Genomic DNA, 24,857 nt, shown 5'->3' on the forward strand with positions numbered 1-24,857 from the left:
CGCGGCTAGCGGAGCGGCGGCGGGACCTGGACGCGGTGCAGGCGCGCCCAATCGCGGGCCATGGCGATCCGGTCGGGGGCCGAGGGGTGCGTGAGCCACAGCAGGTACTCCGCGGCGTCGGGGTCCAGGTCGGAGATGTTGCGGACGGACAGCGCGTGCTGCATCGACACGAAGGTCGAGGGGTCGCGGGTGAGGTCCAGCGCGTGCGCGTCGGCGCGGGCCTCGATGCGGCGGCTCACGAGGTTCTGGACAGGGGCGGCGAGCGTCGTCCCGGCGGTCACGAGCGCGAGGAGGAGCGCGATGGACCTCGGGTCGGCCGCCGCACCGCCGCGGCGCGCGTCCGGCCCGGTCCCGCCGGCGCCGGGCCCGCCGGGATCGAGCCCGGCGCGCCGCAGCAGGCGCGGGGACGTCATCAGCAGGTACAGCAGGCACATGGCCCCCGCCACCCCGAGCGCGCCGACGAGCGTGCCCCACAGCACGTCGTCGCGCTTGGCGTGGCCGAGCTCGTGCCCGACGATGGACTCGACCTGGGCGGGCGGCGACTTCAGCAGCGTGTCGTAGAGGACGATGCGGCGCGTGGAGCCGAACCCGGACACGTAGGCGTTCAGGGACGTCGTCCGGCGGGAGGCGTCCGCGACGAGGACGTCCTCGACGGGCACGCCGTCCCGCTCGGCCATCGCCAGCAGGTCGGTGCGCAACCGCCCCGCCGGCAGCGAGTGGAACTTGTTGAACACGGGCTCCACGGCGAGCGGGTAGACGAACGAGGCGAAGACGACGAGGACGAACCCGCCCGCGGCGGCGCCGGCCCACCAGTGGCGCGGGAAGCGGCGGATGAGGGCGTAGAGGAGCAGCAGGGCGATCGTGTAGATGACCCACGTGACGGCGAGGGACTTCGCCTGGTCGACGAGCCATGCGGGCCAGCTCTGCGTGGACAGCCCGTATCGGCGCAGCACGGACTCGCTCCAGATGTGGAACGGGAGCCCGGCGACGCGCAGCAGCGTGGTCAGGGCCATGGTTCCGAGGATGATCCGAAGCGGCCGGCGGCGGGTTCTCGCGGTGGCCCAGCCGATGAACCGGGCGCCCAGCGGCGTGAGGCCCAGCACCAGGATCAGGGCGAGGCCGACGAGGAGCCCGGTGTAGGCGGGCGGGTTGACGGCCGAGTCGAACGCCCGGGAGCGGGCGATCTCGGCGGGGGTGAAGTCCAGCGCGGGATCGGGTTCCACCCGCCCGCCGGGGACGTGCCCGGGGAGCGGGTTCCACGGCGTGGTCCTCGCGAGCACGGTCGCGACCCCGGCGAAGAGCACGGCGGCGGTGACGGCGGCGGCGATCCGGGGCCGGCGCGCGGGGGCGGCGCCGGGGGTTCCGGCGGCGGAGTTCCCGGCGCGGTCCTCGTCGGTCTCCGCCTCGCTCATGCGAGCTCCTCCTTCACGTAGTCGCGCCACAGTGCGGTGAAGCGCTCCCGCGTCAGGCCGAGCACGTCGCGCAGCGCCGCGGCCTCCGGGGCGCGCCCGGCGGCCCGGTAGAGCCGCACCAGCGCCGCTTCACCGTACCGGTCGGCGACCATCCGGCAGGCGAGCCAGGCCTCCTGGTAGGCCTGGCTGAGGCGGGGGGAGCCGCCGGCGAACGCGTCGGCGGAGGGCAGCGCGGAGGGCGCGCGCCCGGCGGAGACCTCGCGGCGCAGCTCGCCCGCCGCCGACCGGGTGCTGATCTTGACGCGCCGGTAGCCGACGTAGTCCGCGAAGCCCTCGATCAGCCACAGCGGGGTGCGCCCGTCGCGGGCGCCGCCGGTGGCGACGTGGGTCAGTTCGTGGGCGAGGACGACGTCGCGGCCCAGCTCGTTGAGGCGGCCGAAGGTGCCGGGGGAGACGATGACGCGGTCCTCGCCGCGACCGCCCCCGGCGGCCGGGGCGACGGCGGCGAGCGCGGCGATCTGGCCGAGGCTCTGCCCGGGGCCGGCGAGCGCGGAGGCGACGGTCGCGTCGGCGGGGACGAGCGCGACGACCCGCCGCGCCCACCCCGTGCCGACCACGGACGTCACGACCGGGACGGCCGCGTCCAGCCGCCGGGCGATGCCGTCGAGGCCGGCGCCGTCGCCGACGACCAGGCTCGTGCGGCCCCTGACCACCGTCAGGGGGCCGCAGTCCCAGATGTCGGTGTCGTCGGCGAGGCCGCGGGACGTCCCGTCGCCGACGATCGTCCACGCACCGCCCCGCGGGGCCAGCGTGAGGTAGCGGGTGCGGGCCACGTCGCTCCGGTCGAAGCCGCGCAGCCTGTAGCGCGCCTCGACGCGGACGACGGCGGTCTCGCCGTCCACGGTCTCGACGCGGACGACGCGCTCCCGCCAGCCTTCCAGGGGAAGCTTCCGGAGGTTCCCGTACATGCGGGACTGGGTGTCCTGGAAGGCGGCGGGGGCGTTGCCCACCGTGGCGAGGAACGCCATGCGGTCGCCTTGGCGGACGGCCGCGGCGCGATTGGCGAGGACGGCGGAGGCCAGGGAGGGATTGAACGTCCCGGCGGACGGGGAGCCGGGAGCACGGGCGCCCGCCGCCCGGCCGCCGGAGCGCGAGCCCGCCAGGCCGGCGCCTCCGGCGAGGAGGACGGCGACCCCGCCCGCGCCGAGGGCGAGGACCCTGCGCCGCGTGACGGGGGCGTCCTGCCCGGGGCCTTCCTCCATGGGCGCGATCCTATGCAGGGCGCGGGGCGTGGGGCGCCGTCACGACCGGTAGTCCGGGTAGCCGTAGCCGACGACGACGTCTGTGGAACGTTCCTTTATCCGGACGGCGTTGTCGGTGTTGCCCTCGACGGTCTCGATCGTGCCATCGTCGATCTTCTTGACCACCATGCCGACGTGCTCGATGTCGTCGACGGACTCACTGCCGCCCCACGAGAAGAACACGATCGCGCCGGGCCTCGGCTCGTTGCCCCAGCGGCCGTGCTCCTGGAACCAGCGGGCGTGGGCGACCGTCCAGGCGTCGCTGCCGACCTGGTCGCTGAAGCCGATCTGCTCGCCCACCCAGGAGACGAACATGTCGCACCAGTTCGCGTCGCCGTAGCCGCTGAGGGAGCCGCCGTCGCGCGCGAGGGTCTCCCGCGCGCGGGACGTGGCCATGTACCAGTCCTGGAACTTGGTCTCGCCGCCGCCGTCCTCCTCGACGCCGACCTGCGAGCGGGCGAGCTCGATGGCCTGCGCGGCGGTGGGGCGCGACTTCGCGACGGTCTTCGGGGCGGCCTTCTCGGAGGTCTCCGCCTTCGGCTGCTCGGGCTGGTCCTTCTTCGCCGGAGCCTTCGAGCCGGTCGTCTTGCGCTCGTCCTCGGCACGGCGCCCGGGCGGGCCGCCGTGCGCCGTCAGGCCGGGGGCGAGGTCGGCCGCGGCGGCGGCCCTCACCGGGGTGGAGCCGAACGGCAGGACCGACGCCTGCGCGGTGGCGGCGGCGGTGCCGAGCACGGCGGCGCCGACGATCACGCCGCCGGTCGTCCGCCAGGTCAGGGACAGGGGGTTCGGCTTGCGGTGCCTGCCGTGGGTCTTCTTGCAGTGCGCGCGTGGCACGGGGGGATCTCCTCGACTTCCATGCCGCCTACCGGGTTAGCTGACGGGTTCGGGCGTGGAAGCCGCCCTACGGCCCGCGAAGGCAGGCCGATTCACCCCGAAAAGGACGCAGTGGGTCCCCGGTTCCACGGTGGACGCGCATGCGGGGCACGGCGGTCCGCGGACTCGGCGGTGACGTGCCCGGGGGCGGGCACACCGGTTCTGAATGGGGAATCTCGGCGGGCGTGGACGCCCGCGGAGTGCAGGGGGTGGGGGCGTGGCCGCGTGGCGGCCACGCCCCAGGTAACGCTGCGGGATTCACTCCTTCTCTTCCAGACGCCTACCGGGTTAGCTGACGGGTTCGGGCGTGGAAGTGGCCCTACGGCGGCTCTCACCGGACTGCCGGGAGAGACGCGCCGATTCACCCCGGGTGCCGGAATGCCCGTCCGGAGAGTTCCTCCGGACTCCGGCGCAGATGGGTCCCCGGTTCCGCGCTGAGGCGGATTCGGCGCTGCCGCTGCGATCCTGGGGGCGAGATGGGGCCCGGCGCGGGACCTGTCTCCCGCGTGCGAACGAGCGGCGCCTTGTGTTGTGGACGGACGGCGGCCCGTCTCCGGGGACCGTCCGGGGCCTGCCCCGTGTACGCCACCGCGGCTGCGCGCTCAGCGCCATGCACGCTGCGGGCGTGCGCACGGTGGACGGGGTCGGCCGGGTCTGCGACGAGACCGTGCGGCGCCTTCGGGCGCCGCGGGACGGCACGTGGGGCGTGCCGCCTGGGGGGAGCGGCGCGTGGCTCGCGCCGCCGTCACGCGGGTGCTGGATGCGCCGCGTGGGGCCGGGGCGCCAGGTGGGCGCCGCGGGTCCACGGCGTCTGGAGGGCGCCGTGAGTGGTGCAAAGGTACCAAAACCCCAAAAGAAGGCAAACCCCCCCAAAATCAACAACGGACCAGGTCAAGCCTGGTCCGTTGTCGATGGAGGTCCCGTGACGCCCGTGGAGCAGGGGGTCAGGGGGTGTGTCAGGGGCGCCCGGCGCCGTAGAAGTTGCTCTTGTAGTAGCCGGAGCTGATGTCGCTGATCTTGACGACGTCGCCGGTGTGCGGGGCGTGGATCATCTTGCCGCCGCCCACGTAGAGGCCGACGTGGCCGAGGTTGCTGAAGAACACCAGATCACCGGGCTGCATGTTGTTCCAGGCGACCCGCTTGGAGCTGGTGTAGGCGTACTGGGTGTTGGTGGTGCGGGTGATGCTGACGCCCGCGGCGGCCCAGGCCTTCATGGTCAGACCGGAGCAGTCGTAGGAGTCCGGGCCCTCGGCGCCGTAGGAGTAGGGCTTGCCGAGCTGCGCGTAGGCGAAGTTGAGCGCCGTGCGGGCCGGGCCGCTCGCCGGGCCGTTGTAGGTGCCGCCCGTGGGGCCGCCGCCGCCCGGGCGGGAGGGCGTGCTTCCGCCGCCGAGCCGGCGCACGAGCGCCTTCTGCTTCTGCACCTGCTTGTCGAGGTCCTGCTTCTGCTTCTTCAGCTCGTCCTGCTTGGACTTCACCTCGTCGTAGGCGGCCTTCGCCTGGGACTGCTCGCGGCGGAGCCGCTGGGCGGTCGCGAGGAACTGGGTGAGCTGGGAGCTGCGCTCGTGCGACAGGTGCGAGAAGACGGCGGCCTGGTCGAGGATCGACTGCGGGTCGTTGCTGCCGACGAAGCCGGTGACGTCGGCCGAGTCACCGTTCTTGTAGGCGGTGGCCGCCATCTGCGCGATCTTGGACCGCTGCTCCTCGAAGTCGGCCTGCTCCTGCTTGCTCGCCTTGGTCGCGGCGTCGAACTTCTTCTTGGCGACCTTGAGCTTCTCGCGGTTCTGGTTGAACTGCTCGACCTTCTGGTCCATCTTCTCGTTGAGCTTGTCGAGCGTCTTCTGGGCCTGCGCCCGGGTCGGCTTGGGCTCGGCGTGCGCCACCACCGGGGAGCAGGTCAGGGAGACCGCCACGGTCAGTCCGGCGACGGCCGCCAGGCGACGGCGGAGGCCTGTGCCCGCAGAGCCCGCCCCGCGGCCAGGCCGCTGCGCCGGTGCCCCGATGTGATCATTGGCCACGGTCGGTTTCGCCCCTCTCGTCCACGACGTCAGCGGACGACATTAGCGAGGGGCAACAGCCGTCACAACCGATTCATCACTCTTTGATTGACATCTCTCATTATCATCCACTTTTAGTGACGCCATGATCACATACCGCGAGGACTGCCTTATCGGAGCCTTATGGGCGTCTTAGGAGCGGCCCAGCCTGCGCAGCAGCAGGGAGGACGGGCAGGGGCGCGCGTTGGCGCGCCGGGCGGCGTCGGCGACCTCCCGGTCGGACGACACCACGACCACCGAGCGGCCCGGCGGCTCGGCCCGCACGAGCTCGCCGATCAGCTCGTCCGCCGTCTGGCCCGGGTGGCTGAACCGCACCCGTACCCCGCGCGGCGCCGCGATGGCGACCGGCGCGTCCAGTTCCGCCCCGTCGAACACGCACGTCACCTCGGCGCGCGTCTGCGCGGCGAGCCCGCCGAGCCCCGACAGCAGCCGGCTGCGCTGGTCGGCCAGCGGCAGCTCCCCGTACCCGGTCTTGGTGACGTTGTAGCCGTCCACCACCAGGTGCACCTGCGGAAGCGTCAGCAGCCGGTCCAGCAGCTGCGGGTCGCTGTCGGACAGGGCCCGGCCGGGCAGCGCGCGGTGCGCCAGCCGGTCGGGCTCCAGCCCGCCGACCGCGTCGGCGGGACGGCCGATGGTGGAGGGCAGGGCCAGCTCCCGGCGGACGCCCTGCGCGGCGTCCACCAGCGCGTCCAGCAGCATCCGCAGCCGCACGTCGTCGACGTTGCGCCCCTCCCGCGCGGCCCGCTTGGCGGTCTCGGCCGCCTCCTCCGCCCGCGCGGCCCGGGCGCGCAGCCTGCGCAGCTCCTTGTCCGACGCGGCGGTCGACTCGCGCGCGGCGGCGAGCTCGCGGTCGGCCTCCTCCGCGACCGCGTGTGCGCGCTCCTCCGCGGCCCGGAACCGGGTGCGCGCGTCGTGCAGCTTGCGGCGCAGCTCGGCGACCTCGGCCTTGGTCTCGCGCAGCTCGGCGCGCAGCTTGGCCAGCTCGGCGCCGCGGGCGTCGCGGGTCGCGGCGAGCTCCGCCTTCAGCGCGGCGACGCGGCGTTCGGCCTCCTGCTCCTCCGACGCGCTCGCCGAACGCGCCAGCTCCTCGCGCGCGGACTCCACCAGCTCTGTCCAGCCCGCCGGGCGCAGCAGGTACGCCAGCACGGCGACGCGCACCGGGTCGGCCGCGGGCGGCACGTTCCCGCCCTCGACCGCCTCCACCAGGTCGGCCTGCGCCTCCCGGAGCGGCGCGGTGACCCGGCTCCGGAACTCCCCGTCCTTCTCCAGCACCGCCGCGATGTGCTGGCCCGCGAGCCTGGCGCGCTTGCGGCGCTCGAACCGCGCGAACCGGCGCAGCGGCACGGGGATCTCGTCGGAGGGCAGTGACCCGATCAGGTCGGCGGCGGCCTCCACCACGCCCTGCCGCACCGCCTCGGGCAGCGGGCGGGACGCCTTCTCCGCGGGCTCCCCGTCGCCGGGGGTCGCTTCGGGACCGCTGTCGATGATCCCGCTCCTTCCGGGCTGCGCCGCCGGTGGGCTGTGTGTTCCCGAGCGCGGTACGCCCTAACCAGGGCGAACGTGCGATCGGACGGATCGCGCCCGGCCCTCGGCGGGATGCCTCCCGCCCGTCCTCGCGGCCCCCGCCCGGCGGGACGTCCCGGCGCCCCCCAACCCTAGCGGCACGAAGTTCTGTCGGTGGGGTCCTCTACGGTCGCGCTCATGACGGCTGCGCACGGTGTCCAAGGGCGCGGAGCCCAGGGGCACGGGGCCCGGGGGCACGGCGTCCAGGGCACCCTGGACGACCTCGGCACCCCCCTCAGCGACGTCACCTTCGTGGTGGTCGACCTGGAGACCACCGGCGGCTCGGCGGCCGACTCGGCCATCACCGAGATCGGCGCGGTGAAGGTGCGCGGCGGTCAGGAGCTCGGCGAGCTCGGCACGCTCGTCGACCCGGGCGGCCCCGTCCCGCCGTTCATCACCGCGCTCACCGGCATCACCACGGCGATGGTGACGGCCGCGCCGCGGATCGAGTCGGTGCTGCCGGCGTTCCTGGAGTTCGCGCGCGGCTGCGTCCTCGTCGCGCACAACGCCTCGTTCGACATCGGCTTCCTCAAGGCCGCGTGCGCCGCGAACGGCTACGCCTGGCCCGCGTTCGCCGTCGTCGACACCGTCGACCTGGCGCGGCGCGTGCTGTCCCGCGACGAGGTGCCCAACTGCAAGCTCGCCACGCTGGCCCGCTTCTTCCGGACGTCCAACGAGCCGACGCACCGGGCCCTCGCCGACGCCCGCGCCACTGTGGAGGTGCTGCACGGCCTCATCGAGCGGCTCGGCTCGTTCGGCGTCACCTCGCTGGAGGAGATGCGCGGCTTCGCGAAGGCGCCCACCCCCGAGCAGCGCCGCAAGCGGCACCTCGCCGACGACGTCCCCTCCACCCCCGGCGTCTACCTCTTCGAGGACCACGCCGGCGAGGTGCTCTACGTGGGCAAGAGCGGCGACCTGCGCTCGCGCGTGCGCAGCTACTTCACCGGCTCGGAGACGCGCCGGCGCGTCCGGGAGATGGTCGGCCTCGCCGAGAACGTCCGCACCATCGTGTGCGCCACGGGGCTGGAGGCCGAGGTCCGCGAGCTGCGGCTGATCGCCGAGCACAAGCCGCGCTACAACCGCCGCTCCAAGTTCCCCGAGCGGGCGATCTGGCTCAAGCTGACCGTGGAGCCGTTCCCCCGGCTGTCCATCGTGCGGGAGTGCCGGGCCGACGGCGCCCGCTACCTCGGGCCGATCTCCTCGCGGCGGCAGGCCGAGGAGGCCCGCGCCGCGCTGCACGAGGCGGTTCCGCTGCGGCAGTGCACCCAGCGTCTGACCCTCCGGCTGGTGGAGAGCGGCAAGGCGCGTTCGTGCGCCCTCGCCGAGCTGGGCCGCTGCGGCGCGCCCTGCGACGGCCGCGAGTCCGCCGACGCCTACGCCGTCCACACCGGGACGGCCCGCTCCATCATGGAGGGCGACGTGCGGCCCGTCGTCGCCGCCGCGCAGGTCCGCATCGACCGGCTGGCCTCCGAGCTGCGCTACGAGGAGGCCGCCGCCCAGCGCGACCGGCTCGCGGCGTTCGTCCGGGCCGCCGCGCGCGGGCAGCGGCTGGCGGCGCTGGCCCGGCTGCCCCAGCTGGTGGCCGCCCGTCCCGCCTTCGACGGCGGATGGGAGCTGTCGGTCGTGCGCTACGGCCGGCTCGCCGCCGCCGGGACCGTCCCGCCGAACGCCCGGCCCCGGCCCTACGTCGACGCGCTCATCGCGACGGCCGAGACGGTGTTCCCGCCCTCCGGAGAGGCGCCCGGCGGCGTCGCGCTCGGCGCGCCCGCCTCGCAGGGCGCGACCGCCGAGGAGATGGAGTGCGTCCTGCGCTGGCTCGATCTGCCCGGCGTCCGCCTGGTCGAGGTCGACGGCCCGTGGACGTGCCCGCTGCACGGCGCCGAGGGCCTGCGCGAGTGGATCGACAAGGCCTACGACCGGAGCTACGAGCGGCCCGACGGTGCCCGTCGCGGGCCCGGCCGACCACTAAGGTGACCGTGTACACCCGGCAACCGGAGGACGACCCCGCATGGCACTGCCTCTCTACGACAGTCAGCCTGCGCGGCGCGTCCCCTGGGTGACGTACCTGCTGATCGCCGTCAACGTGGTGGTCTTCCTCATCACCCCGATGTCGAACTTCGCCGCCTGGTACGGCAAGGGCTCGGTCCGCGAGTGCAAGGCGACGCACTTCACCTACGAGTACGGAGCCGTGCCGAAGGAGCTGACCACCGGCGACCAGCAGCCGCTGCCGACCGAGGTCGCGCACGACTGCGGGCCGTCGAGCTTCCGCAAGGCGCCCTGGACCGCGGCGTTCACCTCGATGTTCCTGCACTCCAGCGCCATGCACCTGCTCGGCAACCTGGTCTTCCTGTTCGTCGTCGGCATGGGCGTGGAAGACCGGCTCGGCCGATGGCGCTACCTGCTCGCCTACCTGGTGTTCGGGCTCGTCGCCGTCTACGGGTTCGCGTGGACCTCGCCCGACTCCACCGTCCCGCTCATCGGCGCGTCCGGCGCGATCGCCGGGGTGATGGGCGCCTACGTGATCCTCAATCCGCGGGGCCGCGTCGTCAGCTGGGTGCCGCCGGTCATCTTCATCCGCCTGCCGGTGTGGGTGGTGCTCGGCTACTGGTTCGTCCTGCAGTGGCTGTCCCTGGGCGACGAGAAGAGCAACGTCGCCTACACCGCGCACATCTACGGCTTCGTGGCGGGCGTGGTGTTCGCGCTCCTGGCCCGCCGTGCCGGCCCCGCCCACCGCCTGGCCGCGCTGAGCGGCGGCTGACCGCCCGCGACGGCCCCCGCTCCTGGGGCGTCCCCCCGCACTCGCGGCGCAGGGCCCCGGTAGGGTCGGAGGGTCCGTTTCTGTGGGGAGGGGTGCAGTGGTCACTGCGATCGTGTTCGTCAAGGCCGACGTCGCGCGCATCCACGAGGTGGCCGAGACGATCGCGGCGCTGGACGGCGTCAGCGAGGTGTACTCCATCACCGGCGACCACGACCTCATGGTGATGGTCCGGGTGCGCCGCCACGAGGAGCTCAACGACGTGATCCCCGGCCGCATCAACAAGGTCCCCGGCATCGTCGGCACCGAGACCCACATCGCGTTCCGCACCTACTCCCAGCACGACCTGGAGCAGGCCTTCTCCCTCGGCCTGCCCGACGCCGACTGAGGCCGGGGGCCGCGCCCGTGCGGGGCTAGCCGCCGACGACGAGGGCGACGCGGTCGATGCCGCCCCCGCAGGAGCGGGCGGCGTAGCCGGGCAGCTCCCGGTACACGGCCCCCGGGGGCCAGCTGGCGGTGTTGGAGGCCATCACGCGGCCGGGGGCGTTGACGACGAACGCGGGCGCGGGGATCTCCCGCAGCGCCGGCACGATCTCGTTCTCGAACGTCCGGGCGAACACGTCGGCGGCCGCGACGCCCGCGAACCTCCCGTCCACGCGCACCGGCGCCGACAGGGTCAGGACGTACTCGTCGCTGCACAGGTAGTCGACGTAGGGGCCGCAGACGGTCTTCTCCGCCCCGCTCTGCGGCCCCGTGAACCACTCCCAGTCGGTGTAGTCGTACAGGACGCTGCTCTCGGGGTTCAGGTCGCGCAGCAGCTGGGACGGCCGCCCGGCCGGGCCGGTCTGCCACCACTCCATGTACCAGGCGGCGTCGGCGAGCAGGCCCGGCGCGGCGATGAACCCGAGGCCGCAGACGAGCGGGCCGAGATGGGAGAACAGCAGCGGGCGCAGCGCGGCGAGGTCGTCGCGGGCAGGGGAGCGCCCGGCGCGGCGGACGTCCTCCAGACGCCGCGCGGCCGCGTCGCGCACCTGGGCCACGGTGGTGAACACGCCGTCCAGGGTCGCGCGGACGTGTGCCGCCGCCGCGCCGACGGCCGGTGGCTCGGCGGGCATGGGTCCCCCTCGGGGTCTCAGAGTGCGAGCCGTCGTTCAATCAGACGTTCTACCGCATTCGAGACGTGACTTTCAGCTACATCGCGTGCCTCGGCGCCGTCGGACGCCTCGATCGCCCGGACGAGCCGGGCATGCTCGGCGGCGACGGGCCCGCGCCGTTCGGGAAGATCGTGCACGGCCCACACCAGCGGTCCGAGCTCGGCCTGGAGCCGGATCTCCTCCCGGGTGAGCCGGCCGGACTGGGAGGCGGCGGCGACCTCCAGGTGGAACCGGCCGTCCAGCCGGCACGTCCCGGTGCCGGATTCCGTCCCGGCCATCTCCTCCAGCGACCGCCGCAGCCGCCGGACGTCGCCGGGCAGCGACCGCCCGGCGGCGAGCCGGGCGGCGGCCCCGGCGATGGCGGCGTAGTGGTCGCCGAGGTCGCGGAGCTCTTCCGCGCTGAGCGAACGCAGCCGCTCGTCGAGGTCGAAAGCCCTGGCAGGAGCCCTGACGAAGCTGCCGCCGCCGCGGCCCCGGCGGGTCTCGATGAGCCCCTGCTGACGCAAGGCCATCAGCGCTTCGCGTAGGGTGACCGTCGAAACACCGAGATATGCCGACAGGTCGGTCTCGCTGGGCAGCTGCTCGCCGTCCGCGAGGAGGCCGAGCGCGATCGCGTCGCCCAGGCGCCGCACGACCGCGTGCACCCGCGCGGTGTTGTCGACGGGAGCGAACACGACGAGGTGCGCGCTGTCCATGGGCCCCCTCCCGGTGTCGACACAGTGATACCGGAACATCACTTGAACTTAAACCTCTGACTCCATATGTTTTCGGTCATGCCGGTTTCAGCGGTGAGGATCCGCGATCTGCGCAAGGCCTTCGGCCCCGTCGAGGCGGTGGCGGGCGTCGACCTCGACATCAGGGACGGCGAGTTCTTCTCGATGCTCGGCCCGTCCGGGTCGGGGAAGACGACCGTGCTGCGGCTCATCGCGGGCTTCGAGCGGCCGACCGCTGGAACGATCGAACTCGGCGGCAGGGACGTGACGGCGCTCGCGCCGTTCGACCGTGACGTCAACACCGTCTTCCAGGACTACGCGCTCTTCCCGCACCTGGACGTGCTCCGCAACGTCGAGTACGGCCTGAAGGTGCGGCGGGTGCCGAAGTCCGAGCGCCGGGAGCGGGCGCTGGAGGCGCTGCGCAGCGTCCGGCTCGACGGGATGCGGGCGCGCCGCCCCGCCGAGCTGTCGGGCGGCCAGCGCCAGCGGGTCGCGCTCGCCCGGGCGCTGGTGAACGAGCCGAAGGTGCTGCTGCTGGACGAGCCGCTCGGCGCGCTCGACCTGAAGCTGCGCGAGGAGATGCAGGTCGAGCTGAAGAGCATCCAGCGCAGGGCCGGCATCACCTTCGTGTTCGTCACCCACGACCAGGAGGAGGCGCTGACCCTCAGCGACCGGATCGCGGTCCTCGACGGCGGCCGGGTCCAGCAGGTCGGCACGCCGGCCGAGGTGTACGAGCGGCCGGCCACCGAGTTCGTGGCCGGCTTCGTCGGGACGACCAACCGCATCGGCGAGGTCTGCGTGCGGCCGGAGAAGATCGCCGTCCACATGGACGGCGAGGGCGCGCGGGACGACGGGCCGGACGCGGGGGACCGGCAGGCGCTCGGCACGATCGCCGAGGTCGTCTACGCGGGCGCGGTCACCCGCTTCGTCATCGACCTGGAGTCGGGGAGCCGCGTCGTCGCGCTCCAGCAGAACCTGCGGACCTCCTCCATGGACGTGATGGGCCGGCGCGGCGCACGCGTCCGGATCAGCTGGCACGAGGCGCACGAGTTCCACCTGGCGGGCGCCGGCTCCACGCCGGCGCCCACCCCCTGAGCCACCCCAACGAACCCCCCAAAAAACCCCCACAATAAGGAGTTCCCCATGTGGTCCACGCGCATGGCGGCCGCCGCCGCGGCGACGCTGGCGATCGGACTCGCGGCCGCCGCCTGCGGCGGCGACTCGGGCGACAAGGCGACCGGAGCCGGGCAGGGCGCCTTCCCGGTCCCCAAGGTGCCGATGCAGAAGTCGCTCGGCCAGAGCGAGGGCCAGGTCAACCTGGTCGCCTGGGCCGGGTACGCCGAGGACGGCTCCAACGACCCCAAGGTCGACTGGGTCACCCCGTTCGAGAAGCAGACCGGCTGCAAGGTCAACACCAAGGTCGCCGGCACGTCCGACGAGATGGTGACCCTGATGAAGACCGGCGAGTACGACGCGGTCTCCGCCTCCGGCGACGCCTCGCTGCGGCTGATCGCCTCCGGGACGGTCGCGCCGGTCAACACCGGGCTCGTGCCGAACTACGCCGACGTGTTCGCCGGGCTGAAGAACAAGCCCTGGAACTCGGTGAACAACGTCGCCTACGGCATCCCGCACGGCCGCGGCGCCAACCTGCTCATGTGGCGCACCGACAAGGTCAAGACGGCCCCCGACTCGTGGGGCGCGGTGTTCGACGCCAACTCCCCGTACAAGGGGAAGATCACCGCCTACGACTCGCCGATCTACATCGCCGACGCCGCGCTCTACCTCAAGACGGCCAAGCCCGAACTCGGCATCAAGAACCCGTACTCGCTCGACCAGAAGCAGTTCGACGCGGCCGTCGAACTGCTGAAGACCCAGCGCGGGCTCATCGGCGAGTACTGGTCCGACTACACCAAGGAGGTCCAGGCGTTCAAGAGCGGCGACTCCGTCCTCGGGACGACGTGGCAGGTCATCGCCAACCTCGCGGAGGGCGAGAAGGCCCCGGTCAAGGTGACCCTGCCCAAGGAGGGCTCCACCGGCTGGTCGGACACCTGGATGGTCGGCGCCAAGGCCAAGAACCCCAACTGCGCCTACAAGTGGATGGACTGGATCGTCTCTCCCAAGGCGAACGCGCAGGTCGCCGAGTGGTTCGGTGAGGCCCCGGCGAACGCGAAGGCGTGCCAGGAGACCGCGGACAAGAAGTTCTGCGACACCTTCCACGCCACCGACGAGAACTACTTCTCCCAGGTGCACTTCTGGACGACGCCGATCGCGCAGTGCCTCGACGGGCGCAAGGACGTCAAGTGCGTCGACTACTCCAAGTGGACCCAGGCGTGGACCGCGATCAAGGGATGACCGGCTCCGCCCTCACCGGCGGTGAGGACGGCCGCCCGGCGCCGGGTCTCCGGCGCCGGGCGGCGGCCCTGCTGCACCGCCGCCCGCGGCTGCGCCTGTCGCTGCTGCTGTCGGCGCCGCTCGCCTGGCTGGTCGTCGTCTATCTCGGCGCGCTCGCCGCGATCTTCCTGACCGCCTTCTGGACCACCGACGTCTTCACCGGCGAGGTCGTCCGGCAGTTCACGCTCGCCAACTTCCAGACCCTCGTCGACGAGCCGGTCTACCGGACGGTCGCGCTGCGCAGCCTCGGCGTCGCGGCGGCCGTCACCCTCATCGACACCGCGATCGGCTTCCCGATGGCGCTGTACATGGCCAAGGTCGCCAAGCCGCGGCACCGGCCCTACCTGGTGATAGCCATCCTGGCGCCGCTGTGGGCCGCCTACCTCGTCAAGGCGTACGCGTGGCGGGTGATGCTCGCCCAGGGCGGCCTGGTCGACCAGGTGCTGGGGCCGTTCGGGCTCTCCAGCCCCGGCTACGGCCTCACGGCGACCGTGATCGTCCTGGCCTACCTGTGGCTGCCGTACATGATCCTGCCGGTCTACGCGGGCCTGGAGCGGCTCCCGGACTCGCTGCTGGACGCCTCCGGCGACCTCGGCGCCCACCCGCTGCGCACGCTGCGGTCCGTCGTGCTGCCGCTGGTGTTCCCCTCGCTGGTGGCCGGATCGATCTTCACGTTCTCGCTGTCGCTCGGCGACTACATCACCGTGAAGATCGTCGGTGGCCGGAGCCAGCTGCTCGGCAACGTCGTCTACGACAACATCGGCGCCGCCAACAACCTGCCGTTCGCGGCGGCGGTCGCCACGATCCCGGTGGTGGTGATGCTCGGCTACCTCGCCGCGGCCCGCCGCACCGGCGCGCTCAGGGAGCTGTGATGACCCTCTCGCCCGCCGCGCGGATCGCCCTGCGCGTCCTGATGTTCCTCGGCCTCGCCGTCATCTACGTGCCGCTGCTGGTCGTGCTGGTCAACTCCTTCAACGCCGACACCGCGTTCGGCTGGCCGCCGTCGGGGTTCACCGGGCGCTGGTGGTCGCAGGCGCTGCACAACGAGGGCGCCCGGCAGGCCGTGCTGACCAGCGTCAAGGCGGGCCTCGGCGCGACGGCCGCCGCGCTCGTCCTCGGCACCATGGCGGCCTTCGCGGTGGCGCGGCACCGGTTCTTCGGACGCGAGACGGTCTCGCTGGTCGTCGTGCTGCCGATCGCGCTGCCCGGCATCGTCACCGGCATCGCGCTCAGCAACGCCTTCCAGGTCGTGCTGAAGCCGCTCGGGATCGGGCTCGGCCTGTTCACCGTGGTCGTCGGGCACGCCACGTTCTGCGTCGTCACGATCTTCAACAACGTGCTCGCCCGGCTGCGGCGCACGGGCACCAGCCTGGAGGAGGCGTCCGCCGACCTCGGCGCCGACACGTTCCACACGTTCTGGCACGTCACGTTCCCGGCGCTGCGCTCGGCGCTGCTCGCCGGGGGGCTGCTGGCGTTCGCGCTGTCCTTCGACGAGATCATCGTGACCACGTTCACCGCCGGACCGGGCGCCCAGACCCTGCCGATCTGGATCTTCAACAACCTGTTCCGGCCCAACCAGGCCCCGGTCGTCAACGTGCTCGCGGCCGCCCTGATCGTGCTGTCGGTCATCCCGATCTGGATCGCGCAGCGGCTGTCCAGCGGGGCCCGCGGCGTCGCGTGAGCGCGGCGGGAGCCGTTGCGGGCGGGCGCTGAGCGTCAGCCCCGCAGGCGCCGGGAGGCGTCGACCCAGCGGTCGAGGAGGGAGGCGGCGCCCCCCGAGTCGACCGCTGCGGCGGCGCGCTCGTAGGCGGCCCCCAGCGTCGCGGTGAGGTCGGCGGCGGCCGGCGTCCCCTCGTAGGCGGTGATGAGCGCGGCGGCGTTCAGCAGGACCATGTCGCGGACGGGCCCCCGCCGCCCGCCGAACGTCTCGCGGGCCACCCGCCCGTTGAACACCGCGTCGGCGCCGCGCAGGTCCTCGGGCTTCGCCGGCGGGATGCCGAGGTCGGAGGGGTCGAAGGTCGTCTCCGTCGCCGTCCCGTCGCGCACGACCCACACGGTGGAGGTGCCCGTGGTGGTCAGCTCGTCCAGCCCGTCGTCGCCCCGGAAGACCAGAGAGGAGCAGCCGCGCGCGGCGAACACGCCCGCCATCACGCCCGCCATCCGCGGGTGGAACACCCCGACGGCCTGGGCCAGGGGGCGCGCCGGGTTGGTCAGCGGGCCGAGGAAGTTGAAGACCGTGGGCGTGCCCAGTTCGCTGCGGGTGCGGGAGGCGTACTTCAGGGCCGGGTGGTAGAGCGGCGCGAAGCAGAAGGTGATGCCCACCTCGTCGGCGACCCGCGCGGTGGCCTCGGGGGGCAGGTCGATCGCGACGCCGAGGTGCTCCAGCAGGTCGGCGGCGCCGCACGAGGACGACGCGGCCCGGTTGCCGTGCTTGACGACCCGCACGCCCGCCGCGGCCGCGACCACGGCGGCCATCGTGGAGACGTTGACGGTGTGGCCGCGGTCGCCGCCCGTCCCGACGAGGTCGGCGATGCGGCCGGGAACCTCGATGGGCGTGGCGTTGTCCATCATCCCCGCGGCGAGGCCGGTGACCTCCTCGACCGTCTCGCCCTTGGCGCGCAGCGCCACGGCGAAGCCCGCGATCTGCACGTCGGTGGCCTCGCCGGACATGATGCTGTTCATGGCCCAGGTGGTCTCCTCGCTGGACAGCGAGTCGCCCGACACGAGGGCGTTGAGCAGTGCGGGCCAGCTGGTGCGCGCGTCCATGTCGCCTACAGGGTCGTGGTGGGTGCGTTGCGGGGGTGCGGTGCCGGGGGTGCGGTGCCGGGGGTGCGGTGCGGCCCGCCGGCTACAGGGCCGGGAGGCGGTTCTGGACGCGCTGCCGCATGAGGCCGGCGAGGGCGTTCGCGAGGGCCATCGGGTCGATGGGCAGGCCCACCACGGCGTCGGCGCGCGACCAGGTGGCGAGCCAGCCGTCGTCGCGGCGGCCGATGATCGCCAGGACGGGCGGGCAGTCGTACACCTCGTCCTTGGCCTGGCGGCACACGCCGAGACCGCCGGCGGGCTGCGCCTCGCCGTCGACGATCAGGACGTCGACGCCGCCCTGGTCGAGCCGCGCCACGACCGCGGGCTGGGTGGCGCACTCCTCGAACTCGACCTTCGGGAGGTCGGCGGCGGGCCGGCGCCCGATCGCCATCCGGATCTCGGCGCGCGTGTTCGCGTCGTCGCTGTAGACGAGGACCTTCATCGGGCTCTCCGGGGCGGTGCTCATGGACCTGAAGGGTACCGGGTCGCGGCACCGGTGACACGCTCGGGGAACCCTAGAAGGGGGGTCATGCGTCACTCACTGGATAGGGGCGCAATAATGCTGGCGTGACAGCATCCGCGATAGAGACAACACCTCACGCACGGGCGAACCGTCCCAATCTGGTCAGCGTGGGGACGATCGTTTGGCTGTCGTCCGAGCTGATGTTCTTCGCGGCGCTGTTCGCGATGTTCTTCACGATCCGCTCTGTGACGATCGGCCAGTCCGGCCACCACGCGTGGCCGGGCGCCCCGCTGGACCTGCCGCTGTCGGCCGTCAACACGACCATCCTGGTGCTGTCCTCGGTGACCTGCCAGATGGGCGTGTTCAAGGCCGAGGCCGGCAAGGTCGGACGTGACGGAAGCGTGTTCAACGTGGCGCGCTGGGGCCTGCGCGAGTGGTACGTCCTCTCGTTCCTCATGGGCGCCTACTTCGTCGCCGGCCAGGCCTACGAGTACTCCCAGCTGGTCACCAAGGACGGCCTCACCTTCTCGTCCTCGGCCTACGGCTCGGTCTTCTACCTGGCCACCGGCTTCCACGGCCTGCACGTCATCGGCGGCCTCGTGGCGTTTCTGTTCCTCCTGGGACGCACCTACGCCGCCAAGCGGTGGACGCACGAGCAGGCGACGAGCGCGATCGTCGTCTCCTACTACTGGCACTTCGTCGACGTGGTGTGGATCGGCCTGTTCTCGGTCGTCTACCTGCTCGACATCTGACCGACCCGACCGACATGACCCGAACGGGGACTTCCGTGAAAAGGATCACCGCATGGCGACGGCGCCCGTGGGCGGGCTACGCCGTCGTGCTGGCGGCCCTGGCGGCGATCGGCGCGATCTACGCCGGCTTCTCGCCGCGGACTGACCGCGCCGAGGCGCAGACCACCGCCCAGGCGGCGCAGGACCTGAAGAACGGCCAGCAGCTGTTCAACAAGAACTGCGCGAGCTGCCACGGGCTGAACGCCGAGGGCACCAAGGACGCCAAGGGCAACCCGATCGCCCCGAGCCTCATCGGCGTCGGCGCCGCGTCCGTCGACTTCCAGGTCGGCTCGGGCCGCATGCCCGCGGCGAACCCTGGCGCGCAGATGCCGCGCAAGAAGCCGCTCCCCGAGTTCAACACCTCGATCAAGACCGACTACGAGGAGAAGGACAAGCGGGAGGCGGCCGAGCGGCAGAAGATGCAGGCGGAGAAGAACCTCTCCGACCTCAGCGCCTACGTCGCCTCGCTCGGCGGCGGCCCGGAGGTCCCCCCGGCGTCGGCCGTGGACCCGAAGACCGGCAACGTCGCGCTCGGCGGGAAGCTGTTCCGCACGAACTGCGCGCAGTGCCACAACTTCACCGGCCAGGGCGGCGCGCTGACCGGCGGCAAGTACGCGCCCTCGCTGTCGAACCCCGACGTCACGCCCACCCAGATGTACGAGGCCATGCTCACCGGTCCGCAGGCGATGCCCGTGTTCAACGACACGACGCTCACGCCGAAGGACAAGCAGGCCATCATCGCCTACCTCGTCCAGACGCGCGAGGAGCCGAACCCCGGCGGTAACGGCCTCGGCCGCATCGGCCCGGTGACCGAGGGGCTGGCCGGCTGGCTGGTCGGCATCGGCCTGCTGGTCCTGGCCGCCATGTGGATCACCGCGAAGAAGCCGAAGAAGCTGAAGAAGTCATGAGCGACGACAACAAGGACACGGCGGGCCGGCCCGCCTCGCGCGAACGCGTGATCGGCACGCCGTCCCCGGCGCGCGAGAAGGCCCTGCTCGCGGAGGACGACATCTCGGCGCCCGCGGGCGTGGGGGACCAGCTCGACGAGGCGTCGGCCAAGCGCGCCGAGCGGATCGTCGCGACGCTCTTCCTGGTCGCGTTCGCCGCCAGCGTGGGGTTCATCGCCTACTTCATCGGCTGGAGCGGCCGCGACGGCGGCATGCACGGCGTCACCCGGGCGCGCGAGAGCAACCTGTGGCTCGGCGGCCTGATGGCGCTGTCGTTCCTCGCGCTGGCCTTCGGCGTCACCATCTGGGTGCGCCGCCTGATGACCAGCAAGCCGATCGTCCAGGAGCGGCACGAGCTGGCCGCCGACGAGGAGACCCGGGCCTCCTTCACCGAGGACTTCCTCGAGGGCGCCGCCGACAGCGGCATCACCAAGCGGCCCCTGCTGCGCCGCACGCTGCTGCTGGCCGCCGCGCCGCTCGGCCTGGCCCCGCTGGTGCTGCTGCGCGACCTCGGCCCGCTGCCGGAGAAGCGGCTCCGCCACACCTACTGGGGCGAGGCCGTCAAGAAGGCGCAGGCGGAGGGCAAGAAGGGCGCCCGCCTGGTCGTCGACGGCACCAACAAGCCGCTGCGGGTCAGCGACTTCTCCTCCCCGGGCTCGATGATCACGGTCCTGCCCGAGGGGATCGAGGAGGAGGTCCCCGAGGACCAGGTGCTCACCCAGAACGCCAAGGCCGTCACCATCCTCATCAACGTCCCCGCCAACGAGTTCAAGCCCGCCAAGGGCCGTGAGAACTGGCACGTCAACGGGATCGTGGCCTACTCCAAGGTGTGCACGCACGTCGGCTGCCCCGCGGCCCTGTACGAGCAGACCACCCACCACATCCTGTGCCCGTGCCACCAGTCGACGTTCGACGCCACCGACGCGGCGAAGGTGATCTTCGGGCCGGCGGCGCGGTCGCTGCCGCAGCTGCCGCTGTCCGTGGAGGACGGGTACCTCATCGCCACGAGCGACTACCACGAACCCATCGGACCGAGCTTCTGGGAGCGCGGATGAGCGAGGCGACAGCCCCGAAGGCGGTCGAGGCGCCGCTGACGTTCCTCGACGACCGCCTCGGCTCCACCACCTTCTTCAAGCGGAACATGAAGAAGGTGTTTCCGGACCACTGGTCCTTCATGCTGGGCGAGATCGCCCTGTACTCCTTCATCATCCTGCTGCTGACCGGGACGTTCCTGACGCTCTGGTTCCAGCCGAGCATGACGGAGACCGTGTACCACGGCTCGTACACGAAGCTGCAGGGCGTCAAGATGTCCGAGGCCTACGCCTCGACGCTGCACATCTCGTTCGACGTGCGCGGCGGCCTGCTCATGCGGCAGATCCACCACTGGGCCGCGATCCTGTTCATGGCGTCGATCCTCGCGCACATGCTGCGCGTGTTCTTCACCGGCGCCTACCGCAAGCCGCGCGAGCTGAACTGGCTGATCGGCATCGGCATGTTCACGCTGGGCATGCTGGAGGGCCTGTTCGGGTACTCGCTGCCCGACGACCTGCTGTCCGGCACCGGCCTGCGCATCACGCAGGGCGTCGCGGAGTCGATCCCGGTGGTCGGCACCTACATCTACATGTTCCTGTTCGGCGGCGAATTCCCCGGCCAGGACATCGTCCCGCGCCTGTACATGCTGCACATCCTGCTGATCCCCGGGCTGCTGCTCGGCATGGTCACCGCGCACATGATGATCATGTGGGTGCAGAAGCACACGGCGATGCCGGTCAAGAACCAGACCGAGCAGCAGGTGTACGGCTACCCGTTCTACCCGGTCTTCATGGCCAAGACGGGCGCCTACTTCCTGTTCACCTTCGGCGTCCTGGCGCTGCTCGGCGCGTTCGCGCAGATCAACCCGATCTGGCTGTTCGGACCGTACGACCCCGGCGCGATCTCCTCGGGCTCCCAGCCCGACTGGTACATGGGCGTCCTCGAAGGGGCGCTGCGCATCATGCCGAACTGGGAGGTCTCCGCCTGGGGCCACACGGTCAGCTTCAACGTGCTGATCCCGGCGCTGGTGCCGCTCGGCATCGTGTTCGGCGGCGCGGCGGCCTGGCCGTTCGTCGAGCAGTGGGTGACCGGCGACAAGCGCCACCACCACGTGAACGACCGGCCGCGCAACGCCCCGGTCCGCACGGCGACGGGCATCGCCGCGGTCACCTTCTACGGGCTGCTGTGGATCGCCGGCGCCAACGACGTCATCGCGGACAAGTTCCACGTGTCGCTGTTCGCGACGACGTGGTTCTTCCGGGTCGCTTTCTTCCTCGGGCCGATCATCGCGTTCGTCATCACCAAGCGGATCTGCCTGGGCCTGCAGCGCAAGGACGCCGACGTCGTCGGGCACGGCGTGGAGAGCGGCGTGATCCTGATGTCGCCGGACGGGAAGTTCTCCGAGCGGCACGAGGCGCCGCGCGACGAGGAGCGGCACGTCCTGCTCTCCAAGGAGAACGCCCGGCCCGAGGCCCCGGCCCGGGACGCCAAGGGCATCCCGGCGCCCGGCACCAAGGGCCCGATCGGGCACCTGCGCTCGCGCCTCAACCGCGCGTGGACGTTCGACGACATCCCCGTCGAGGAGCACGAGCACCCGCACGGCGAGCAGGCCGAGATCGAGGGCGGCGCCGCGTCGCACGAGGTCCGGCACTGATCGTCCGCGCATCGGGGGCCCGTCACCGCACCGCCGGTGGCGGGCCCTCGCGCCTCCCGGGCGGCCCGCGATGACCCGGACCCTGGTCGTCACCAACGACTTCCCGCCGCGCCCGGGCGGCATCCAGGCCTTCGTGCACGGCCTCGCCGTGCGCCGCCCGCCCGGTTCGGTCGTCGTCTACGCCCCGGCCTGGAAGGGCGCCGCGGAGTTCGACGCGGCGCAGCCGTTCCCCGTCGTCCGGCACCCCGGCTCCCTGATGCTGCCGGAGCCGGGCGTGCTGCGCCGGGCCGCGGACGTGCTGCGCGCGGAGCGCTGCGACTCGGTCGTGTTCGGCGCGGCGGCGCCCCTCGGCCTGCTGGCCCCGGCGCTGCGGCGCCGGGGGGCGCGGCGGCTCGTCGGGATCACCCACGGGCACGAGGCCGGCTGGGCGTCGCTGCCGGTGGCGCGCACCCTGCTGGGCCGCATCGGGGACGGCGTCGATGTCCTGACCTACCTCGGCGAGTACACCCGCTCCCGGATGGCGCGGGCCCTGTCGCCCGAGGCCGCGGCGCGGATGGCCCGGCTCGCGCCCGGCGTCGACGAGACGCTCTTCCACCGGGGCGCGGGCGGGGCGGAGATCCGGGAGCGGCACGGGCTGACCGGCCGTCCGGTGGCGGTGTGCGTGTCCCGCCTGGTCCCGCGCAAGGGGCAGGACGCCCTCCTCCGCGCCTGGCCCCGGGTCCTGGAGTCCGTGCCGGACGCCGCGCTGCTCCTCGTCGGCGGCGGACCCTACCGCGGCGACCTGGAACGCCTCGCCGCGTCCCTGCGCGTCGGCGGTTCGGTCGTCTTCACCGGCGGCGTCCCCTGGGAGGAGCTGCCCGCGCACTTCGACGCGGGCGACGTCTTCGCGATGCCGTGCCGCACCCGCCGCCGCGGCCTGGACGTCGAGGGCCTCGGCATCGTGTACCTGGAGGCGTCCGCGACCGGGCTCCCGGTCGTCGCGGGCGATTCGGGCGGCGCCCCCGACGCCGTCCTGGACGGCGAGACGGGCCTCGTGGTGCCGGGCCGCTCCGTCCCCGGCATCGCCGATGCCGTGGCGGGCCTTCTCGCGGACCCGGACCGGGCCCGCGCCATGGGGGAGAAGGGCCGGGCCTGGATCGAACGGGAGTGGCGCTGGGACGTCCAGGCGAGACGCCTGGGGGACCTGCTGGAGCCGTGAACGACACCGTCCCCAGGATGAGGACCCGCCCCCGCGCCGTAGGCGGGTCCTCACCCCAGGGGCGGCGGCTCAGTGCGGCCCGGAAACGCTGACTGCGCAGGCACGCCGTTCCGTGCTCGGGCGCCCGAGTGCGCCCGAGCACGGAACGGCGCCGTGGGCGCGTGCCCCGCCCCCGGAGACCGGCTCCACGAGGACCGTCCCTGCCGGGCGGGGACGGGTCTGATCCGCCGCCGCCGGCCCGCCCGGCGCCCTCGTGGGGGAGGACCAGGAGAGAGGCGTGCCGCGTGGGCCGGCCGGCGGGAACGGATCGGGTCCGCGTGGACGGGAGCGCGGGGCACGGCCCCGGCATCCGGCGCCGCGGGGCCCGGCCCCGCGACGGTGCCCGGCCGTGGACGCGCCGGAGGCACGGACGCCCCCGGGCCGATCCCGTGTCGCGGTGATCGTGTCATGGGGCCACCTCCTGCCGCCGCCGGCGTCCGCGGTCGCTGACGTTTCCGAAGCTAGAGCCGCCGGCCGTCCGCGGCGCCGGCGTTAACCCGCCCTTAATGAGCGGATCAGCCGTCGCTAAGCCGCCGTCCGCGGAAACGAGGATCCGCGCAGGTGAGAAGGCTGCCGGGCCTTCGCGCCCGGAGGCGTGAACCCGGGCCGGACTCCGCGCGTACAGGTGAAAAAGCGCCTCGGGACAAGGCTCATCGGCCTTTTTCGGCACCGATTGACATCCACGTTGCTTCGGGGGCGTATGCTCCCGGAGTGTTCGAGCGGATTCGCGAGAATCCGTTCGGGGATCGTGGTGGGAGCGAGCGGGCTCCGACACCGCGGTCCCGTCATGTCTCAGCGGGACGGCCGCCGGGCGTCAGGCCCGGCGGCGCGGAACGTGTCGGCGTTCGCCGTGCTCTCCGTCTCCTCCACAGGAGAGGGCATGGCGCGACGCGATTACGGGCATGCGTCCCGGAGCCAAACGCATGCTTCACCGTGGGCTGAGACGCCCGCGCGCCCGTCCACGGGACCCGAGCCCGAGCGGGGGCCCCGGTCCGAGGCCCCCCAGTGGCCCGAAGGGTCCTGGTGGTCGGAGCAGCCGGACTGGTCCGAGCGGAGGCGCGGATCGTCGCGGCGCGAGCCGTCGCGGCGCCAGATCAGGCGGCGCGAGGCCAGGGCCCGCGCGCGCGGTTCCGGCAAGGGCGCCGAGCGGCCGCGCCCCCGGGCGCAGTGGCCGGAGCCGCCCGAACGGCGCGACGACGCGAAAGCCGATCGCTTCGACGCGCGCGGCAGCTACGACCCCGCGGGCTACGCGGCCCGCACGCGTCGGGACGTTCGATCGGAGCGCCCCGACGCCCGCGGCGAGCGGCCGGGCTCCCGGAACGCGCGGCGGGACATTCCAACCGAGCGTTCCGACGCCCGCACCCAGCAGGACGCCCGCACCGAGCGTCTCGACGCTCGCGCCGGGCGGGACGCCCGCACCGAACGGGACACGCGGACCGAGCGGTTCGACGCGCGGAGCACGCTGCGAGACGCCCCGAGGGAGCGGTTCGACGCCCGCACCGAGCGGGACGACCGCACCGGGGGTGTCGGCGGCCGCGGTGAGCCGCGCGGCGGGCGCACCGAAAGGTTCGACGCGAGGGCCGAGGGGCTCGGCGGGCGCGCGGGACGGCCCGAGAGAGACCGGTCCCGCGACTTCTCGGCGCGGGGCGGGCGCTCCCGCCGTGCGGAGCCGGCCCGCGCCGGGCGGGGCGGCCTCCCGCGGCGCCCCCCTC

21 protein-coding genes, 1 pseudogene and 2 riboswitches are annotated in these 24,857 nt (G+C 73.0%); of the genes and pseudogenes, 13 read left to right on the forward strand and 9 right to left on the reverse strand.

Going from position 1 to position 24,857, the window contains the following annotated elements; genetic code table 11:
• Positions 1-5: 5 nt before the first annotated feature.
• From ABD944_RS38605 to ABD944_RS38625, 5 genes are all read right to left on the reverse strand, one after another.
• Positions 6-1,412, reverse strand: coding sequence for a M48 family metallopeptidase (locus ABD944_RS38605; protein WP_345186127.1), 1,407 nt, complete (start codon positions 1,410-1,412; stop codon positions 6-8).
• Positions 1,409-2,674, reverse strand: coding sequence for a hypothetical protein (locus tag ABD944_RS38610; RefSeq protein ID WP_345186129.1), 1,266 nt, complete (start codon positions 2,672-2,674; stop codon positions 1,409-1,411). Before ABD944_RS38610 ends, ABD944_RS38605 begins: the two co-directional genes overlap by 4 nt.
• Positions 2,675-2,713: 39 nt before the next feature.
• Positions 2,714-3,547, reverse strand: coding sequence for a CHAP domain-containing protein (locus ABD944_RS38615; protein WP_345186131.1), 834 nt, complete (start codon positions 3,545-3,547; stop codon positions 2,714-2,716).
• A 9-nt stretch (positions 3,548-3,556) separates the two neighbouring features.
• Positions 3,557-3,712, reverse strand: a riboswitch (cyclic di-AMP (ydaO/yuaA leader).
• Between the two features lie 136 nt (positions 3,713-3,848).
• Positions 3,849-4,047: riboswitch (cyclic di-AMP (ydaO/yuaA leader) on the reverse strand.
• A 495-nt stretch (positions 4,048-4,542) separates the two neighbouring features.
• A complete protein-coding gene (locus tag ABD944_RS38620; protein ID WP_345186133.1) occupies positions 4,543-5,496 on the reverse strand; it encodes a C40 family peptidase in 954 nt (317 codons plus the stop codon).
• Positions 5,497-5,772: 276 nt separating this feature from the next.
• Positions 5,773-7,050, reverse strand: coding sequence for an NYN domain-containing protein (locus ABD944_RS38625; RefSeq protein ID WP_345186136.1), 1,278 nt, complete (start codon positions 7,048-7,050; stop codon positions 5,773-5,775).
• A 291-nt stretch (positions 7,051-7,341) separates the two neighbouring features.
• On the opposite strand from ABD944_RS38625, the gene ABD944_RS38630 reads away from it, so the two are divergent.
• From ABD944_RS38630 to ABD944_RS38640, 3 genes are all read left to right on the forward strand, one after another.
• Positions 7,342-9,177, forward strand: coding sequence for a DEDD exonuclease domain-containing protein (locus tag ABD944_RS38630; protein WP_345186138.1), 1,836 nt, complete (start codon positions 7,342-7,344; stop codon positions 9,175-9,177).
• A 34-nt stretch (positions 9,178-9,211) separates the two neighbouring features.
• The gene (locus ABD944_RS38635) at positions 9,212-9,961 is read left to right on the forward strand and encodes a rhomboid family intramembrane serine protease (RefSeq protein ID WP_345186140.1); all 750 of its coding nucleotides are present in this window, start codon (positions 9,212-9,214) and stop codon (positions 9,959-9,961) included.
• 97 nt (positions 9,962-10,058) lie between these two features.
• Positions 10,059-10,346: an Lrp/AsnC family transcriptional regulator gene (locus ABD944_RS38640; RefSeq protein WP_345186143.1), complete on the forward strand. Its 288-nt coding sequence runs from the start codon at positions 10,059-10,061 to the stop codon at positions 10,344-10,346.
• Positions 10,347-10,371: 25 nt separating this feature from the next.
• On the opposite strand, the gene ABD944_RS38645 is transcribed toward ABD944_RS38640, so the two are convergent.
• Together ABD944_RS38645 and ABD944_RS38650 are read right to left on the reverse strand one after the other, a co-directional pair.
• The gene (locus tag ABD944_RS38645) at positions 10,372-11,073 is read right to left on the reverse strand and encodes a cache domain-containing protein (protein WP_345186145.1); all 702 of its coding nucleotides are present in this window, start codon (positions 11,071-11,073) and stop codon (positions 10,372-10,374) included.
• A gap of 17 nt (positions 11,074-11,090) precedes the next feature.
• On the reverse strand, positions 11,091-11,807 hold the full coding sequence (locus tag ABD944_RS38650; protein WP_345186147.1) for a FadR/GntR family transcriptional regulator: 717 nt from the start codon (positions 11,805-11,807) through the stop codon (positions 11,091-11,093).
• 78 nt (positions 11,808-11,885) lie between these two features.
• On the opposite strand from ABD944_RS38650, the gene ABD944_RS38655 reads away from it, so the two are divergent.
• From ABD944_RS38655 to ABD944_RS38670, 4 genes are read left to right on the forward strand one after another with little or no spacing between them, the layout of a single operon-like run.
• The gene (locus tag ABD944_RS38655; RefSeq protein WP_345186149.1) at positions 11,886-12,920 is read left to right on the forward strand and encodes an ABC transporter ATP-binding protein; all 1,035 of its coding nucleotides are present in this window, start codon (positions 11,886-11,888) and stop codon (positions 12,918-12,920) included.
• Between the two features lie 48 nt (positions 12,921-12,968).
• On the forward strand, positions 12,969-14,177 hold the full coding sequence (locus tag ABD944_RS38660) for an ABC transporter substrate-binding protein (protein WP_345186152.1): 1,209 nt from the start codon (positions 12,969-12,971) through the stop codon (positions 14,175-14,177).
• Positions 14,156-15,088 (forward strand): ABC transporter permease, encoded by a 933-nt coding sequence (locus ABD944_RS38665; protein ID WP_345186155.1) that lies wholly within the window; start codon positions 14,156-14,158, stop codon positions 15,086-15,088. Before ABD944_RS38660 ends, ABD944_RS38665 begins: the two co-directional genes overlap by 22 nt.
• Positions 15,088-15,897 (forward strand): ABC transporter permease, encoded by an 810-nt coding sequence (locus ABD944_RS38670; protein ID WP_345186158.1) that lies wholly within the window; start codon positions 15,088-15,090, stop codon positions 15,895-15,897. The genes ABD944_RS38665 and ABD944_RS38670 overlap by 1 nt, the downstream gene beginning before the upstream one ends.
• A 35-nt stretch (positions 15,898-15,932) precedes the next feature.
• Here ABD944_RS38670 and trpD read toward each other — a convergent pair whose 3' ends face one another.
• Positions 15,933-16,982: an anthranilate phosphoribosyltransferase gene (gene trpD, locus ABD944_RS38675; protein ID WP_345186161.1), complete on the reverse strand. Its 1,050-nt coding sequence runs from the start codon at positions 16,980-16,982 to the stop codon at positions 15,933-15,935.
• Between the two features lie 82 nt (positions 16,983-17,064).
• A complete protein-coding gene (locus ABD944_RS38680; RefSeq protein WP_345186163.1) occupies positions 17,065-17,487 on the reverse strand; it encodes a type 2 periplasmic-binding domain-containing protein in 423 nt (140 codons plus the stop codon).
• A gap of 101 nt (positions 17,488-17,588) precedes the next feature.
• Here ABD944_RS38680 and ctaE point away from each other — a divergent pair, with 101 nt between their 5' ends.
• The 6 genes and pseudogenes from ctaE to ABD944_RS38710 all read left to right on the forward strand — a co-directional run.
• On the forward strand, positions 17,589-18,236 hold the full coding sequence (ctaE, locus tag ABD944_RS38685; RefSeq protein ID WP_446678589.1) for an aa3-type cytochrome oxidase subunit III: 648 nt from the start codon (positions 17,589-17,591) through the stop codon (positions 18,234-18,236).
• Between the two features lie 35 nt (positions 18,237-18,271).
• Positions 18,272-19,183 (forward strand): cytochrome bc1 complex diheme cytochrome c subunit, encoded by a 912-nt coding sequence (qcrC, locus tag ABD944_RS38690; protein ID WP_345186168.1) that lies wholly within the window; start codon positions 18,272-18,274, stop codon positions 19,181-19,183.
• Positions 19,180-20,277 (forward strand): cytochrome bc1 complex Rieske iron-sulfur subunit, encoded by a 1,098-nt coding sequence (gene qcrA, locus ABD944_RS38695; RefSeq protein ID WP_345186171.1) that lies wholly within the window; start codon positions 19,180-19,182, stop codon positions 20,275-20,277. Before qcrC ends, qcrA begins: the two co-directional genes overlap by 4 nt.
• A complete protein-coding gene (gene qcrB, locus ABD944_RS38700; protein ID WP_345186174.1) occupies positions 20,274-21,908 on the forward strand; it encodes a cytochrome bc1 complex cytochrome b subunit in 1,635 nt (544 codons plus the stop codon). The genes qcrA and qcrB overlap by 4 nt, the downstream gene beginning before the upstream one ends.
• Positions 21,909-21,978: 70 nt before the next feature.
• Positions 21,979-23,106, forward strand: a complete 1,128-nt coding sequence (locus ABD944_RS38705) for a glycosyltransferase family 4 protein (RefSeq protein ID WP_345186176.1) — start codon at positions 21,979-21,981, stop codon at positions 23,104-23,106.
• A 919-nt stretch (positions 23,107-24,025) separates the two neighbouring features.
• Positions 24,026-24,857 (forward strand): annotated as a pseudogene (locus tag ABD944_RS38710) (hypothetical protein); the annotation flags it as partial.

This window comes from Actinomadura verrucosospora (assembly GCF_039540335.1).
GTDB classification, from domain to species: domain Bacteria; phylum Actinomycetota; class Actinomycetes; order Streptosporangiales; family Streptosporangiaceae; genus Spirillospora; species Spirillospora verrucosospora.